Origin of the sequence: Kitasatospora sp. McL0602 (assembly GCF_052076145.1) — a bacterium.
In the GTDB taxonomy this organism is placed as follows: domain Bacteria; phylum Actinomycetota; class Actinomycetes; order Streptomycetales; family Streptomycetaceae; genus Kitasatospora.
Map to the genome: position 1 here is coordinate 782,238 of NZ_CP197246.1, position 14,323 is coordinate 796,560.

The following is a 14,323-nucleotide window of genomic DNA, read 5'->3' on the forward strand; positions in this document are numbered from 1 at the left end:
GGGGTGACTGCATTGCCACCAACTCGCATAACCATACGAGGACGAGCGTTGGAGACGCAACGCTGATCAAGGACCAAAGGCCCAGTCGGATGGGGGGCCTTTGGTCCCGATCATGCCCCGCACCCTGGGGCTTTACCTTCTTTAACTTTCTTCCATAGGGTTGCCCTATGGGGCCCACTCACTTGCCAAATGAACGCAGGTAGGAGGCCCCTCGGCCCATGCGGACCGAAGAGTCACCAAAGTGCCCCAGGGCCGAGTTCTCGCCACGACAGAGGAGGCGGCGGACCGCCTTGCCCACCGGCTTGTCGTGATCGTGGTCCACCACCAGGCGCTCGCCAGCGGCAGCCCTCTCGCCGCAGATCGCGCACCTCCAGCGCTGCTGCCGCCCCATCCGCTCGTAGTCGGCGAGCGTGATCCCGTAGACGCGGCGTAGGCGCGCGTCACGGCGCTTGCGGATCACCTGCGGGTCGCGGCTCGCCTTGTGCTGGGCCGCCTGGACGCACAGCCGGCACACGTTGTTGCGGCCGTCCGGGGACCGTTTGCGCTTCCCGTACTGCCCCAGTGGCTTCGGGTCGTCGCACACCTCGCACCGCTTCACGTTCGGGTCGTCCTCGTCGCTCGTCCAGAGCGCCATCCATCCTCCTAGTTCACGTACGCCCACTCCTCCGGGAGTCCGTAGCCGTCACCCCAACTCGGGCCGTACACCTCGCAGTCGGTGTCCAGCGGCACGCCGTTGAGGGTCATCTTCATGGCCTTGGCGCATGCCTCGGCCACGTCCTTCGCGTCCTTCTTGGGGGCCGTGCCCACCACCTCGTCGTGCACCCACATGGCGAGGAAGGGGGTGAGGCCCTGGTCGTCCATGTTGATCAGCGCCTGGCCCATCGTGTCCCGGGCCGTGGACTGGCAGGCGTACGCCACCGACTTGTAGAGCTTGTCCCGGTCCAGGTGAAGCCGTCGGCCGACCAGCGTCGTCATCGTGCAGCGCTCCGCGAGCGCCTGGCGCTGCATCGCCCGAGCCCACCGCTTGATCCCCGGGAAGGCCCGGCCGTACCGGGCCAGGGTGTCCTTCATGACCGGCACCGGCTGGCCCGTCTGCTTCGCCAGAGTCACCGCACCTCCCTGGTAGGCCGTGCCGAGACCAGCGATCTTCGCCAGGGTCCGCTGGCCAGTGGTGAAGCCCTCACCGAACATCATTTCGGCGGCGAAGCCGTGAAGATCCTTCCCGGCCGCGATAGCCGAGATCATCCGGGACTCGCGGGACAACGCGGCGAGCACCCGGAGTTCGACGGCCGCCTGGTCCACCGAGAAGTACACCGAGCCGGGCTCAGCGACCACACAGCGGCGGATCTGCCAACCCTTCGACGGGAGCTGGGCCAGCGGGGGGTTGGAGTGGGCCGCACGGCCCGTCTGGGCCCCCAGCGGGTTGATCGACGGGTGGATGCGGTTGTCCACGTCCACGTTCGTCAGCATCGCCTCGGCGTAGCTGGTGGACCACTTCCCCGCCCGCTTCGCACGGAGCACTGCGTCCGCCAGGGGGTTCGGGGCGCGCATGTCCAGGCGGGCCCAGTCGGTTCCCATGTCCGCCATCGGGAGAAGCACCTCCTTGCCGACCGCCAGTGCGCCCGTCGCGGTCTTGTCCGTCAGCACCTCGCCCATGCCTAGCAGCGCGGCGGCCACCTGCTTCGGGGCGTTGACCGAGGTCACCCCGTACTCGGCCGCAACGGCCTCGTAGTGGCGGCGCTCGTCCGCCAGGCGCTCCACCAGGCCGGCAGTGTAAGCGGGGTCGATCAGCATGCCCCGGCGCTGCATCTTCGCGCAGACCAGGGCCACCCGGTGCTCGTACGGGATCAGCGCCAGCCGCAGGCCCTCGGCCGCGTACCGGTCGCGGAGCTTCGGCAGCAGGCGGGCCACCAGGATGGCGTCCAACCCCGCGTACAGCTCGTACGTCGGGTGCTCCAGGGGGATACCCGCCCACCCCGTCGCCTTCGTCAGCCCGAGGCTCCGGAAGACGCTCGTGAGGTCGCCCTGAGTGTCCGGGGCCGACGGGTCGATGTAGAAGGCCGAGAGCGGCTTGAGCGACAGGCCCACCCCGCCCTCGAAGTCCTGGCGGGAATCCAGGAGATGGCCCAGGATGCGTGTGTCCGTCGCCCGCGAGTAGATGTCCTCAAGCGAAACGCCCAGGTGCTTGTCAGCAACCAGGGCGTCATAGGTCAGGTTGTGGGCCACCAGGTTCGGTAGCCGGGCGAGGGCTAGATGGGCCTCGTTGAGGAAGGGCTGTCCCCGCTCCACGGGTATGACCCACGCCGTCGTCTCGTCGCCGAACTGCACCAGGCGGACGCGGAAGTCCCCCGAGTACCAGTCCAGGCCCGTCGTCTCCGTGTCGAAGCCGACCAGCGTGCCGGCCTGCGCGTGGTCCACCCACCAGCGACGGAAGTCGCGGAGGTCATCGGCGTTCTGGGGGATCTTGATCTCAACCGGCTGCCCGGCGAGCTTGTACGGGTGAACCCGCATGTCTCTCCTTAGTCGTTGGCGAAGATGCCGGGGCCCGCCGGGGCGTCAGCGCCCACCATGCGCACGCCGGTCAGGACCATGCCGGCCGACGCCCGGACCTTGCGGATACCGCGCTCGTCCATCGCGGCGGCGAAGCCCCGCTTCGTCCAGGGGCGCTCGTTCGACGCCTCGCACCAGTCGCGGTAGGCGTTGTACGCCTCTTGGAGGGGGACTCGGTGGCCCTCGTCCTCCGTCTTGACCATCACGTCCGTCAGGAACTCGGCAAGCGCGTCACTGGTCTCGCGGAGGTTCGCCGTGGCGTCCTTGATGCGCTTCGGCTCCCCGAGCTTGCTGGCGTACCAATCGATCGCGCCCCGAACCGCCCAGGCCGCGATGCCCTCGCGCTCGGCCCGCAGCTTCTCGAAGATGCCGTGGTCCTTCTCGTGCTCGGCGAACGTCTTCGTGAACTCGATCAGCTTCACGCGACGCCACAGCCCGTTGTCCTGCGACTTGAAGTTCGGGCGGTGATTGGTCGCCAGCCACAGGAGGAAGCGCGGCTGGAAGGTGAAGAAGTTCTCCCGCATGAAGCGGGCCGTCATCTTGTCCGAGCCGGTCGCGCGCTTGAGGACGCTCTCCGACATGGCCTTGCCCGACTCACCCTCCGACGCCATCACCAGACGGGCGTCGCGCAGCGCGGCGAGGTCGGCGGGGATCGCGCCCCGGTCGGCCTCGAAGGTCTCGAAGCCCGTCGTCTGTGAGATCTCATCGAAGACGTACGTCAGCGTGTCCAGATACACGGACTTGCCGTTCGCGCCCTTGCCGATCATCACCGCGAAACATTGTTCGGCCGTACTGCCCGTGATCCCGTACCCGGTGAGCCGCTGCATATAGCCCGGCATCTCCGTCTGGTCCGGGAAGATCTCCTGGAGGAACTTCTCCCAACGCGGGCACTTCGCCTCGGGGTTGTAGTCGTACGGCAGCGCCGTCGTGATCAGGTGGTCCGGGTCGTGCGGCAGCAGCTCGCCCGTGCGAAGGTCCACGGTCCCGTTGGCGAAGGTCAGGTACGGGGCGTGCGAATCCAGCTCCTCCGGCTCGATATACACACCCCGGACCGAGGCCAACTCCTTGAGCATGTTGTCGATCCGCGACGACGCCGTGAACCCGGCAGCCGCCTTGATCATCGGATCGTCCTTCTCGGCAGCCTTCGCCCGCCTGGCGGCCTCCGTCAGATCGCTTGTGTCCCGGCGGGCCTCATCCTCCAGCTCCGCCCGGCGTACCGGCACAGCGGCCGTCAGCGCGGCCCCGAGGTCATGGGCGGCCTGGCGGACCTGGACGCGCGAGCGCACCCACTTCACCCCGTCCCAGACCATGAAGCCCAGGCCCTCGGCGTAACGGACGCCACCAGCCATGTAGTTGACCAGGGTGTAGGAGTTCACCACGTCCGAAGCGCCGTAGGTGGCCACAGCGGCCTTGTACGCATCGACGGCCGCCCGGGTGCGCTCCGAGGTCACCGTGAACAGCTCGCCGACACCCGGCTTCGGGGCGGCCTGCGGCCTGTAGGGAGTCCGCTCGGCGGTGGTGATGTCGAAGGTCATCCGTGCTCTCTCCATTCGGTCAAGTCCTTGAAGGGGCGGGGCACATGGAGCTGCGTAGTCGCCACCCCCCTTTCGTGGAGAGCGGTCATCAGGCTCCAGGCGAAGCGCTGGCCCGAGCGGTCGTTGTCGCCACAGACCTCCACGTCCAGGCCGCGGAGGCCGGCAGCGATCTCGTCCATGACCTCGGGGTCCTTGCGGACCATGCCGGCCCCGCGAAGGCCCACCGCGTTGAACCCGGCGGACACCGCCGTCAGCGGGTCGGACAGGCCCTCGCAGACGATCCACCGTGCTCCGGGGTCCGGGCCCCGGAAGACACCGAAGCGCTTCCAGGCATAGCCCTCCGGGTTCGCCAGCGAGATCCAGCGGACGGGGCAGCGGCCGGACAGGTCACGGCCCTGAGCACCTCGCACCACCCCGTCGAAGTCCCGCATCGGCACCACCAGCCGGGGGTACCGGACGAACGATGTGGGCACCCAGTCCGGGCACGGCTGCGGCCCCGGCCAGTAGCGCAGGCCCAGGCGTTCACCCTCTCCCGCGAGGATGCCGAACCGGCGGCGTACGTAACGAGCCGTCTCGGGGTCACCCCAGGCCATCGGGAGCGAGTCCAGCCACGACCGAAGGGCCGCCGTGTACATCGGCGAGACCGGCTCCGGCCGGGCCTCGGTCACCGACTCCAAGCCGTCGGCCGTCACGTTGAACAGGTGCCGGGGAAGGAGATCCATCCCGGCCACGATGTCCTCGAAGTCGCAGCCCGCCCGGCAGGCCAGGCCGACCGTGCCGGTCGCCTTGAGGTTCAGCCACAACGACGGCTTCCCGTCGTTGTGCGCCGGACAGCGAGCGACCCACTGCCCCGGCTGGTAGTCGTGCCACTCCTCAAGGCGGTCCAGAATCTCTTGCATTCGCACAGGACTCTCCCGCCTCTGTGGTGTTCTCTCGCAGGGCCCGAAGAATGCGGGCGAAGGTCCCCAGGTCGGTCACCGCGTAGGCGTCCTGGATCTTCCGGCGACGGGCCTTGACGACCGCGACGCCGTAGGGGAAGCCCGCGTTCGCGGCCTCGCGGTTCGCCTGGCGGACGTACTCCGGCAGGCGGATCGTCTGTTCGTCCTTGCACTCGACCACGAAAGGCCGGGCGTGCAGGTCGCCCACGTCGTCCTTGCCGGTCTGGACCTGGCGCTTGATGTTGTCCGGGTTGTGGGGGTCGGCGAAGACGAAGCGCTTCTGCCACTCCTGCCACTCCCCGAGGCCGAGTTCCGTGTTCAGGAACCGCATCACTGCTGTCTCGTGCGCGGTGCCCTTGGACTTGTTGCGGTTAGACACGCGGCTCACGCCCCTTGATGGCGAACCAGACGGCGACCAGGAGGACGAAGGCCGTCAGAGTGGCGTCAGCGATCACGGGGCCACCACCTTCACCAACGCGCCCCGGAACGTCGCTATCCCGGCCGCCAGCCAGTAGCGCTGGAAGTCGTCGCGCTCGCGGGCGTCATGCATGAAAATCACCGTGTCCCCGGGGCCGGCGGCCTGGACCTCACCTAGGGCCGGGGCGACTCCAGCACCGATTCGGTAGATCACAGCCACTCCTCACCGTCGGGCCGGGCGGCGTAGTCGGTGAAGGCGCTCGCGTCGTCGGCGAGCACCCGAAGTGGACTACCATCCCGCCTGCGGCGGGAGTTGAGAGGCCCCTCCGGGGCCAGTTCGCGCTTGCGCGCGTTGGCGAAGCGCTTGCGGTCAGCGGGGGCGATCAGCCAGAGCGGGACGTCGAAGGTGGTCATGGTCAGTTCTCCTCCGGCAGGTGGGCCCAGGAAGTTCGGCGGGCGATGTGGCGGCAGGCCCGCACAGAGATGGCGAAGGCTTCCGCGAGATGCTGGAGGGAGGCCCCGGCATCGGCGGCTCGGCGGATCGCATAGACCTTGCGTTCGGTCATCTTGGCCTGGGAGTTGCCGGTGCCCCGGGCGGCCGAGGGGTTGCGGTCCGGATAGGCCAGGGCGTAGGCGCGTCGTTCCTCCGGGGGGAGCAGGCGGGCCGGAGTCGGCCGGAAGGCCATGCGCATGATTTCCTGGCCTCGCCCGGCGTCCACCATCGGGTTGGCCGTGGAAGTGCTGTCGATCTGCAAGGGGTCTCTCTCCTGGAAAGGGAGCGGAGCCGGCCCCGAAGGACCGGCTCCGCAGTGTTGTACGTACAGCGCTCCCTGTTAGAAGGGGGGCTCCTCTGAGTAGCCGGAGTGCGGCTCGTCCGCGATGGCGTCGCCGAACGCCTTGTCCACCTTGACCGTGAGCTTCTGGTAGTCCACATCGCGCCCGGCCTTGGAGGTGTACTGCACCCGCTCGTTCACCAGGCGGCACAGCGCGGGCTCGCCGACCTTGGCCAGGGCGTTCTTGAGCGCGGGCAGCTCCGAAATCAATGACCAGCCGGAGGACTTGTAGCAGAACTCGCCCATCTCCGGATCGTGGGCCACTCGGAACTTGATCCGGATCGACGGCTTCGGGCCGCGCTCGTCCTTCGCGCGGAGCTTGAGGTCCGCGATGGTGCCGGGGCACCGACACGGGACACCCGCGTCCTCCGGCGGGGAGAGGAAGGTCCGCGCGTCGCAGTGGTGGGCCAGCTTGCCGTTCACCCACTGCTTGAAGTCCATCTCGATGGCGTCCGGGCCGTCGATGATGACCTCCACCGAGTTGTGGCCGGTGTCCACCGCCATGGCGTCCTCCCCCTCGGTGTCCCGCTCGAAGGGCTCCGGAGCCTCGAACAGCTCGGCCACGGCGCGAGCGGTGGCCGGCACGGCGCAGGTGACCCGCCAGCCGTCCGGGAGGGCATCAGGGAAGCCGCCGCCCGGCTTGGCCTCGTAGTTGCGGAAGGTGCCCGCGATGTCCGGGGCGGACGCACGCTCGGCCGCCTCCGCCTTCTCGGCCAGCTCGGGGTCCGAGGCGAAAATGTTGTCGAGAGCGCTCACGTAATTCTCCTGTTCTGCGGGGCCGTCGCCCCTGTTCGATTGGGTTTAGGCGGGTGGTGGACAGTCAGGACCGGCGGGCGGTGCCGGTGGCGCGCGACAGCTCGTTCTTCCAGGCGGCGCGGCCGATGATCCCGGCGTCCGAGGCGCGGGAGTCCGTGAAGACGCGGCGCAGGTTGAGGAACCGGCCGAAGATGGCGTCGCCGACCTCGACCTTCCGGAACTCGGCCTTCTCCGGGGTGATGTGCAGGACCGCACCAGCGTCCACCTGCGGGAACGGCAGGATCTCCCGGTCAACGGTGATCAGGTTGTCCGAGTGGGCGTACGCCGCGAGCTGCAAGGCCACCGAGAGGTAGACGGACTTGGAGGTCTTGAGGTCGCCCAGGACCGTCGCGCCGCCGATCTTCACCATGAAGTCGAAGCTGCCCGCGTAGTCGTGCTGGGACGACCAGGCCACGTCCTCCGCGTAGCACAGCTCCGGCTGGTACTTGTCCAGCCACGCTTCGATGTGCGGGACGTAGGGCTCCACGTCGTGATGCGGGTAGGGAACCGTCTCCCCGCGCAGGCGAAGTTCGAAGTAGTCGTGGACCAGTGAACCCACGTCAGCCCGTACCTTCGTGTACCTCTTCGCCGCGAACTTGAGGAAGTCCACGGCAGCCGCGCGGTCGCGGTCCGCGATGCGTTGCACGACCTCCAGGTCCGTCACCGCGCACTCGGCCGCCATCGTGGCGGACCACTGCTGGAGGAAAGGCTTGCTTTCCATGTTCAAGATCGAAGTCACCGACGGGGCCAGGGCCTCCGTCTCCGGGTGGACGTAGTAGCGCGAGCCCTTCTGGTGGATCGTGCGGACGCCTTCGGACATGCTCTCTCCTTGTTTGGGCATGGAAAAGGCCCGCCCCTAAGTCGGGACAGGCCACCGCGGAAATGAGGGGCCGTCAGCAGCCTCCGGAGCCACAGCACGGCAGCGACGGGAGGGTGTCGCAGTAGGCCGGCACCTCGTTGGCAACGCGGCGGTTCGCGGCGGTCTCGGCCTTGAGGCGGACCTCGCGCGCCTCGGCGGTCTCGGGGGCGGGCTCGTGGATGCGGTACATCTTCGACTCGATCGCGGTCGCCACGCGGTCGATGATGTCCAGGTTGTCTCGGATGCTCATTCGGGGAAGTCCTCTCAGTTCTGCGCAGCAGGCGGGAAGCCGCCCGCTGCCATGTCGGTGTGGTGGTGAAGGAGATCGAAGCCGCCGAAGTTCGGGATCACACGGTCAGCGTGCTCGGGCCCCATGGCCTCGCTGGCGTGGTCGCCCGCCGGGGCTCCTCGGTCGATGAACCACAGCTCGAAGCCCTCCCTGCGGAAGGCGTCCGCCTCGTTCGGGAACCGAACGTCCGTCACCACCACCGGGCGGTCGGCCTCGGCCAGGTTGCGGAGGCAGCGGCGAATCCAGAACTCGGGGTCCACGTGGTCGCGTACGCCCTCCGACCCGAGGCGCTGGAGGAAGCGGCGGGCCTCGGGGAACTGGTCCTTCACGCGCTCCCAGCCGTAGCGGTCCACAGCGTCCGCCAGGTGGAGCGGCACCGGGGCGTTCACGCCCAACAGCTCCAGGCCGACCACCGGGTCCACGTCCAGGGCCATCGCCTTGAGCGGGTCAGCCAGGGCCACACGGGTGTAGCCGTGGAAGCAGATCAGCCGCTCCGCCACTGTGTCCTTGCCAGCCCTCGACCGGCCGATCAACGCCACGCCGTTCACACCAGTTCCTCTCGTCGGTTCGCTGGTGTTGAGGCGGGTGGTGGACACGCAAAAGCCCCGCCCCTCCCTTGCGGGAGAGGCGGGGCCTATGGATGCCGGCCGCCTACTGCGGCAGAGCCTTCTCGATCTTCAACAGGGCCGCGCGGGCCTCCTTGATCTCCTTCCGGAGTTCCACGGCCTCGTCGTGCGTGACGGCACCGAAGGAGGACGGGACCAGAGCGGCCACCGACTTACGCACGCGGCGCACCACCTCGGCGCTCCGCTCAGGGGAAATCGTCTTCGCCGTGCTCTCCCCCTCCTCCAGAGCCGCCGCGCCCGCCTGCTGGAGCAGGGCCCTGCGCTGGTAGTTCTCCGCCCGGATCTCCGCCTGAGTCTTCGGAAGGATGTCGTAGTGCTTGAAGATGTCCGCCGCCGCCGAGAAGCCCGGGAACAGCTCGGCCATCTGCTCCGGGTCGTCGTCCAGGGCCCGGATGCGCAGGACACGCACAGGGGACATCGCCTCGCGGAGGGCCTGGGACAGCTTCTTCCGAACGCTCTCCTTCCGGACCTTCTCGTCCAAGTCGTCGGAGTCCTCGACCTTGAGGCCGACCCCGTCCAGAAGGTCAGCCGTCCACTGGCGGGCCGCGAAGGAGTCGCGCCGGATGTCTGGCATGCCGTCCGAGTTAGTGAACAGGAGAGCCGCGTCGAAGGCCACTTCGGCCAGCGGGGCCATCGACCGCGCCATGCCCGTGTAATTGTCCCGCGCCACCAGCGCGAGCGGGAGCGCCCGGTCCATCGCGTCCTGGGCACCGTTCACGTCGTGCCAGTCCACCGAGGCTTCCTTGCGCTCCACGACCACGCCCGTGAGTACCCTTGCCGGAGCGGTGGCTTTCTTGCTAGCGGCCTTCTTCACAGGGGCGGCTGGCGGGCTGGCGGCCGCCTTCTTGGCTGGCGCTGCTGCCTTCTTCGCGGCTGTGGTCCGAGAACTCGCGGCCTTCTTAATCGGCGCAGCATTGGTGGCCGCCGACTTCCGAGTGGTCGTCTTCTTCTCAGCCATGTTGCTCCTTCGTCGTAGCCCTCTGGGGCCCAGTGTTGCACACCCAACGCTGTGGCCGTGGCTATTCTCAGCAGTGGTGCCCAACACATGACGAAAGGCCCCCAGCCCTCCCGAAGGAAGGCCAGGGGCCAAGGTCACCGCTTCACCTTCGCGCGGAGCACCATGCGGGTAGCCGTCTCCGGCTCGTTCGGCTCGGGCAGGGCGTGCGGACACGCGCAGCACTCCCGGCGGCCGGACGCCAGCGCCGCCGCTGTGGACGCCTCATCGGCCTCGCGGGTCACCACCCGCTTACCGGCCGAGTGCCCGCCCAGCAGCGAGGCCGCGACCAGCACCAGGCCAATCACCGTCTCATTGGTCTGGAGCCCGGCCAAGCTCGGGACCAGGAGACCGAGCAGGGCCAGGAGGGCTACGACGCCCGAGCGAGCGCGGACGGGATTGTCCTTGATCCACCGCTTCACGCGATCTCCTCCTTCACGCTGGGGGTCGGCACACTGTGCGTCGGCTCGATCCCGTGGGACCGAAGCTGGTACTCGTACGACGCCGCCACGTTGCGCCAGTAGTCCAGCAGCTCCGCCAGCTCACGGGCGTGGTCGTGCGCCTCCTCACGCCAGGCCGCCAGGTCAGCGATGTGCTCGCGGCGGGCCGACTGGAAGCCATCCTTGCGTGCCTGCCACGCCTTGAACACAACACCGAGGGTCGCGGCCCCGCCAGCGCCGAACACCACGGCCAGGATCTCAAGCACCACGGCGGGTCTCCTTTCGATGGTCGTTGACGGCTCGACGGAGCCGCAGGAACTTGCTGCCCAGCCACGCGACAACCGCGAGGTAGGCGAGGAACGGCCCCCAAAAACCGTTGCCAGCCGACGCCACCGCATAAGCCGCGTAGCCCGTCACCAGCAGCGGCAGGCCGACGAAGCACCACAGCTCGTCCCGGCGGAGTGAACCCACCGTGCACAGCAGGCCACCCAGTAGGAGGGCCGAACCGAACAGGGCGTGCTCCAGCGGGCCGTCTGTGCCCAGACCGGCCAGCAGGGTCGGGCTCATGAGAGAGGCGAGCCCCGCCCCCGCCATCACGGCGAAGGGCAGGGCCCGGGACACCTCGGGGCGCATCAGTAGCCGCCCGAGTTGAAAGCCACCGACTCGAACGAGCCGTAGACCGCGTTCCCGTAGCGGACACCCGCGACGATGTTGGCCACCGGGTCGAAGGGGTCGTCCGGCAGCGAGGCCAGGCGGTACGTCTGGAAGGTGCTGTCGATGGTCTGGATGAGACCCTTCGACGGAGTGCCCGCCGCCGCGTTCGAGTCCCACAGGTTGATCGCCTGCGGGTTCCCGCTGGACTCGGTCATGACCCGCGCGAGGATCGCGTCGTGCGAGGGGACCTGGTCGCCGTTCGCCCGAAGGATGTCCCGCGCCTCCTCGATCCACCCGTCCAGGTTGTTCGAGTAGCTGGTGCTCGCGGCCGGGGCCGCAGCCTCCTCGGCGGGGGCCTCGGCCGGCACCTCCTCGGCGGGGGCCTCCGGAGCGGGCTCGGGGGCAGGCTCCGGCGCGACGTACACCACCGGCTCAGGCGGGCCCGGGACTACACCGTCACCAGGGATCACGATGACCTGGCCAGGGTAGATCAGATCCGGGTTCGCAGTCCGCTCAGGATTCGCGGTCAGAAGCGCCTCCAGCGAGACGCCCGCGCGCTCGGCTATCTCCGAGAGGGTGTCCCCCGGCACCACCACGTAGTCACCGGCAGGAAGCTCGGCCTCGGCCGGGGCGGGGGCCGGGTCCTCCTGGACCACGGGAGCCTCGGGGGCCAGGGCGTCCTCGGTGGCCAGCACCGCGCCGCCGACGCCGGAACCGGTGACCACAGCGACCAGGCCGCCGACGATCGCGGCCTTCTTCGCCCGACCAGTCGAGCGGGAGCCCGAGCCGTGGCCGGGGCAGCAGCAGCCGTCGGCCGGGGGCGGAGTCGGCTCCGGGTCGGGAGCCGGGGCCCCGTACTCGGTGAGCAGCTTGGCGAGCTGCTTCGGGCCCGGGACGCCGTCAGCGCTGTCGTGGTCGCCGATCTTGACCTGGTAGGCCCGCATCGACTCGGTGTCAGCGCTACCCCACGAAGGGCCAGGGCCCTCCAGGTAGCGAGAGCACCCTGCACGGACGAGAGCGTGACCCATCGTGGTGATGTGGTCACCCGCGGAGCCCGGTCCGTACGCCTTGCCGTCGATGACGACCTGGCCGCCGGTCGGCGGAGTGCCGGCCGAGTTGCCGTAGGCGGGGCGGCCGAAGCCCAGGACGCTGGAGCGGGGCCGAACCTTGTAGCAGACCGAGCCGCCCGAGCCCTGGTTGGGGCCGTCGCCAGCCACGGTGTTGCCCTCCACAGTCTTCACCGACTGGCCAGGCGCGGAGTCCTCCAGCACGAAGCCCACGTGGTCGGCAGTCGGGCCACCATCCCAGGAGTAGAAGACCACGTCGCCGCGCTTGGCCGCGCCGTTGCGGGATATCCACTGGCCCTTGCCCTTGAAGAACTGGACGTGCGAGGGACAGTAGGCGTACTTGCCGACCGAGCCCAGCTCGCCTGCGGTGTTGGCGCAGTACGAGACGAACATGTCGCAGAAGGGTTGATGGTTCATGCCGTACCACGCCCCGAAGGGGGTGTCGTAGAACTTGCCGTTCGGGGACTTGCCGCCCCGGTAGTTCTCGTCGGCCCACTTGCGGGCCTCGTTCAGGGTTGCGTCGAGAGACATGGTCACCTTTCGAAGTTGATTGCGGGGAACGTCTCCTCGCGCAAGGGGGTGTTGTAGCCGGGAGGCGGCGGGGTCAGCCCCCACACTCCGCCAGGGGTGGCGTTGGGGAGGCTGGACAGGGGCATCGCGGTCGCCATGCCGATCCGGGTGGACACCCCGCCGGCATCCTCTGGGCTCTCCTGGAGGTGCTGGAGCGTCACGCGGTTCCACACGCCGATGCCGTACAGGGACCGGGGCGGCATCCACTCGACCGTGGCCCACCGCAGAGCTGCACCCTCCACGCCGTCTACGGTCCACTGGTCCGAGACGGGCCTGCCGGCGTCCGCGTCGAACAGCCGGTAGTGGCCCCTGAATCCGGCTCGCACTCCCACCCGGAAGTCGATCCGGATCGTCGGGTGGGCGAGGTTCAGCGTGCTGATCGCCCCGGCCGCCAGCCAGTTGTGGCGCGTGGCGTTGACCTCGAACTCGGCAACGGGGAGCGTTGCGCCGGTCGCCGTCGCCTGGCGCTCCACAGCACTGAGCCGGGAGTCCAGTCGTCCGAACTCCCGGCTCAGCGTTGGCTTTCCAACATAGGTCACTCGGGCTCCTCCGTGGGTGATCCGTCGCCGGGCTCCAGGCCCTCCACGCGCTTGTAGATTTCGAGCGGGACCAGGGCCAAGGTGGTCTCCTCGCCCGTCCCCGACACAGATACGTCGATCTCGTCCACCACGTAATCGGCGTCCAGGGATGGCCAGTTAGGGACCGCGATGCGGACGCGGACGATGTGCCCGACCCGCAGGTTCGCGGGGGTCACGTCGCCGTTGGGGTGCAAGCGCACGTCGGGGATGACCATGGGCGTCTGGCCGACAGCGGCCGTGCGCCAGGCGTGGGCGGCCAGCGTCTCCGGGCGGGACACGGAGTTGTGCGTCTCCACCACGGCCAGCCGGGGAATGCGGCGATCCGCGTCCCCCTCAAGACCCCAGTTGTACCACCACGTCTTGAGCTGCCCCCAGCCCTCGCCCTGCCCGTTCATGGAGGGCTCGGTGCACATCTGATCGCCGTCCGAAGTCAGCGACGTGACATCGCAGTTGACTCCGTGCTCCAGGATGAAGCGGGTTGGCTCCCCCGTCTGCGGGGTGAAGACGAAGTGGTTGGAGATCCGGCCCGTCTCCGCGTCCTGCGAGTGGTCGATGCGGAAGCCGAACCCGTCGATCACACCCGCGAGTTGTTCGACCGCCTCACCCAGGTTCTTCCACTCGTACCAGATGTACGTCCGGTCCCGGAGCTTGCCGGGGTCCTGGGCCGGGTCGAAGCTCAGCGCGTTCGGCCCGTTGGAGGCGTACACGTCGTTCTGGTCCCACAGTGCCGGCCGATCGCCGAACTCCTGGATCAGCTCACGCGCGATGGTGTGCTGACCAAGCTGCGAGACGATGTAGCCCTCGGGGTGCCGTGACGAACCCCGGTTGATGATGCAGCGCCGGTAGTAGCCCCAGAGGCCGAGCACGTCCAGCATCACGGACTCCGAAGACAGGTCCACGTTCCAGGAGAGCAGCGGGCCCGCCCACAGGATGCGCGTGCCGCGTTGGATGTGGATCAGGGCCCGCCACGGCGAGACCAGCGAGAAGTCCAGCCCTGCCAACGGGTTCGCCGACAGCGGGATCGTAATCGTCGCCGACCCTGGGGCCGAGAAGATCGACCGGAACCGGATGGACGACACCGGCAACTCACCCTTGAGTGCTGGCGGTAGGCCGTCCTTGCTCTTGAACTCCGAGATCAGCACCCGGTATTCGGAGGCCGAAGCCATAGGCACTCCTTC

18 protein-coding genes are annotated in these 14,323 nt (G+C 68.7%); all 18 read right to left on the bottom strand.

Translation table 11 applies throughout. The annotated features are described in order from the left end of the window. Nucleotides 1–178: 178 nt before the first annotated feature. Complete coding sequence (locus ACR68M_RS03635) at nucleotides 179–634, bottom strand: endonuclease domain-containing protein (RefSeq protein WP_441248919.1); 456 nt, start codon at nucleotides 632–634, stop codon at nucleotides 179–181. Between the two features lie 8 nt (nucleotides 635–642). Further along, nucleotides 643–2,511, bottom strand: a complete 1,869-nt coding sequence (locus tag ACR68M_RS03640) for a DNA polymerase (RefSeq protein ID WP_441248920.1) — start codon at nucleotides 2,509–2,511, stop codon at nucleotides 643–645. Nucleotides 2,512–2,519: 8 nt separating this feature from the next. Further along, nucleotides 2,520–4,100: a DNA primase family protein gene (locus ACR68M_RS03645; protein WP_441248921.1), complete on the bottom strand. Its 1,581-nt coding sequence runs from the start codon at nucleotides 4,098–4,100 to the stop codon at nucleotides 2,520–2,522. Next, on the bottom strand, nucleotides 4,082–4,984 hold the full coding sequence (locus ACR68M_RS03650) for a toprim domain-containing protein (RefSeq protein ID WP_441248922.1): 903 nt from the start codon (nucleotides 4,982–4,984) through the stop codon (nucleotides 4,082–4,084). The genes ACR68M_RS03645 and ACR68M_RS03650 overlap by 19 nt, the downstream gene beginning before the upstream one ends. Continuing rightward, on the bottom strand, nucleotides 4,959–5,402 hold the full coding sequence (locus tag ACR68M_RS03655; protein WP_441248923.1) for a hypothetical protein: 444 nt from the start codon (nucleotides 5,400–5,402) through the stop codon (nucleotides 4,959–4,961). The genes ACR68M_RS03650 and ACR68M_RS03655 overlap by 26 nt, the downstream gene beginning before the upstream one ends. A gap of 248 nt (nucleotides 5,403–5,650) precedes the next feature. Then, nucleotides 5,651–5,854, bottom strand: a complete 204-nt coding sequence (locus ACR68M_RS03660; protein WP_441248924.1) for a hypothetical protein — start codon at nucleotides 5,852–5,854, stop codon at nucleotides 5,651–5,653. A 2-nt stretch (nucleotides 5,855–5,856) separates the two neighbouring features. Continuing rightward, complete coding sequence (locus tag ACR68M_RS03665) at nucleotides 5,857–6,195, bottom strand: hypothetical protein (RefSeq protein ID WP_441248925.1); 339 nt, start codon at nucleotides 6,193–6,195, stop codon at nucleotides 5,857–5,859. A 78-nt stretch (nucleotides 6,196–6,273) separates the two neighbouring features. Next, on the bottom strand, nucleotides 6,274–7,029 hold the full coding sequence (locus tag ACR68M_RS03670; protein ID WP_441248926.1) for a hypothetical protein: 756 nt from the start codon (nucleotides 7,027–7,029) through the stop codon (nucleotides 6,274–6,276). Between the two features lie 64 nt (nucleotides 7,030–7,093). Then, nucleotides 7,094–7,888, bottom strand: coding sequence for a hypothetical protein (locus tag ACR68M_RS03675; RefSeq protein WP_441248927.1), 795 nt, complete (start codon nucleotides 7,886–7,888; stop codon nucleotides 7,094–7,096). Nucleotides 7,889–7,961: 73 nt separating this feature from the next. Beyond that, nucleotides 7,962–8,177: a hypothetical protein gene (locus ACR68M_RS03680; protein ID WP_441248928.1), complete on the bottom strand. Its 216-nt coding sequence runs from the start codon at nucleotides 8,175–8,177 to the stop codon at nucleotides 7,962–7,964. A 14-nt stretch (nucleotides 8,178–8,191) separates the two neighbouring features. Continuing rightward, the gene (locus ACR68M_RS03685) at nucleotides 8,192–8,812 is read right to left on the bottom strand and encodes a hypothetical protein (protein ID WP_441248929.1); all 621 of its coding nucleotides are present in this window, start codon (nucleotides 8,810–8,812) and stop codon (nucleotides 8,192–8,194) included. A 55-nt stretch (nucleotides 8,813–8,867) separates the two neighbouring features. Continuing rightward, nucleotides 8,868–9,800, bottom strand: coding sequence for a hypothetical protein (locus tag ACR68M_RS03690; protein ID WP_441248930.1), 933 nt, complete (start codon nucleotides 9,798–9,800; stop codon nucleotides 8,868–8,870). 134 nt (nucleotides 9,801–9,934) lie between these two features. Continuing rightward, complete coding sequence (locus ACR68M_RS03695; protein WP_441248931.1) at nucleotides 9,935–10,258, bottom strand: hypothetical protein; 324 nt, start codon at nucleotides 10,256–10,258, stop codon at nucleotides 9,935–9,937. After that, complete coding sequence (locus ACR68M_RS03700; RefSeq protein WP_441248932.1) at nucleotides 10,255–10,545, bottom strand: hypothetical protein; 291 nt, start codon at nucleotides 10,543–10,545, stop codon at nucleotides 10,255–10,257. Before ACR68M_RS03700 ends, ACR68M_RS03695 begins: the two co-directional genes overlap by 4 nt. Then, on the bottom strand, nucleotides 10,535–10,909 hold the full coding sequence (locus tag ACR68M_RS03705) for a hypothetical protein (RefSeq protein ID WP_441248933.1): 375 nt from the start codon (nucleotides 10,907–10,909) through the stop codon (nucleotides 10,535–10,537). The genes ACR68M_RS03700 and ACR68M_RS03705 overlap by 11 nt, the downstream gene beginning before the upstream one ends. Continuing rightward, nucleotides 10,909–12,528 (bottom strand): peptidoglycan-binding protein, encoded by a 1,620-nt coding sequence (locus ACR68M_RS03710; protein ID WP_441248934.1) that lies wholly within the window; start codon nucleotides 12,526–12,528, stop codon nucleotides 10,909–10,911. Before ACR68M_RS03710 ends, ACR68M_RS03705 begins: the two co-directional genes overlap by 1 nt. A 2-nt stretch (nucleotides 12,529–12,530) precedes the next feature. Then, nucleotides 12,531–13,106, bottom strand: a complete 576-nt coding sequence (locus ACR68M_RS03715) for a hypothetical protein (protein ID WP_441248935.1) — start codon at nucleotides 13,104–13,106, stop codon at nucleotides 12,531–12,533. Next, complete coding sequence (locus ACR68M_RS03720) at nucleotides 13,103–14,311, bottom strand: hypothetical protein (RefSeq protein WP_441248936.1); 1,209 nt, start codon at nucleotides 14,309–14,311, stop codon at nucleotides 13,103–13,105. The genes ACR68M_RS03715 and ACR68M_RS03720 overlap by 4 nt, the downstream gene beginning before the upstream one ends. Nucleotides 14,312–14,323 lie beyond the last annotated feature (12 nt).

Coding starts and splice junctions, on each gene's coding strand:
- ACR68M_RS03635 (WP_441248919.1), bottom strand. CDS start 634: ATGGCGCTCTGGACGAGCGACGAGGACGACCCGAACGTGAAGCGGTGC.
- ACR68M_RS03640 (WP_441248920.1), bottom strand. CDS start 2,511: ATGCGGGTTCACCCGTACAAGCTCGCCGGGCAGCCGGTTGAGATCAAG.
- ACR68M_RS03645 (WP_441248921.1), bottom strand. CDS start 4,100: ATGGAGAGAGCACGGATGACCTTCGACATCACCACCGCCGAGCGGACT.
- ACR68M_RS03650 (WP_441248922.1), bottom strand. CDS start 4,984: ATGCAAGAGATTCTGGACCGCCTTGAGGAGTGGCACGACTACCAGCCG.
- ACR68M_RS03660 (WP_441248924.1), bottom strand. CDS start 5,854: ATGACCACCTTCGACGTCCCGCTCTGGCTGATCGCCCCCGCTGACCGC.
- ACR68M_RS03675 (WP_441248927.1), bottom strand. CDS start 7,888: ATGTCCGAAGGCGTCCGCACGATCCACCAGAAGGGCTCGCGCTACTAC.
- ACR68M_RS03680 (WP_441248928.1), bottom strand. CDS start 8,177: ATGAGCATCCGAGACAACCTGGACATCATCGACCGCGTGGCGACCGCG.
- ACR68M_RS03690 (WP_441248930.1), bottom strand. CDS start 9,800: ATGGCTGAGAAGAAGACGACCACTCGGAAGTCGGCGGCCACCAATGCT.
- ACR68M_RS03705 (WP_441248933.1), bottom strand. CDS start 10,909: ATGCGCCCCGAGGTGTCCCGGGCCCTGCCCTTCGCCGTGATGGCGGGG.
- ACR68M_RS03710 (WP_441248934.1), bottom strand. CDS start 12,528: ATGTCTCTCGACGCAACCCTGAACGAGGCCCGCAAGTGGGCCGACGAG.
- ACR68M_RS03720 (WP_441248936.1), bottom strand. CDS start 14,311: ATGGCTTCGGCCTCCGAATACCGGGTGCTGATCTCGGAGTTCAAGAGC.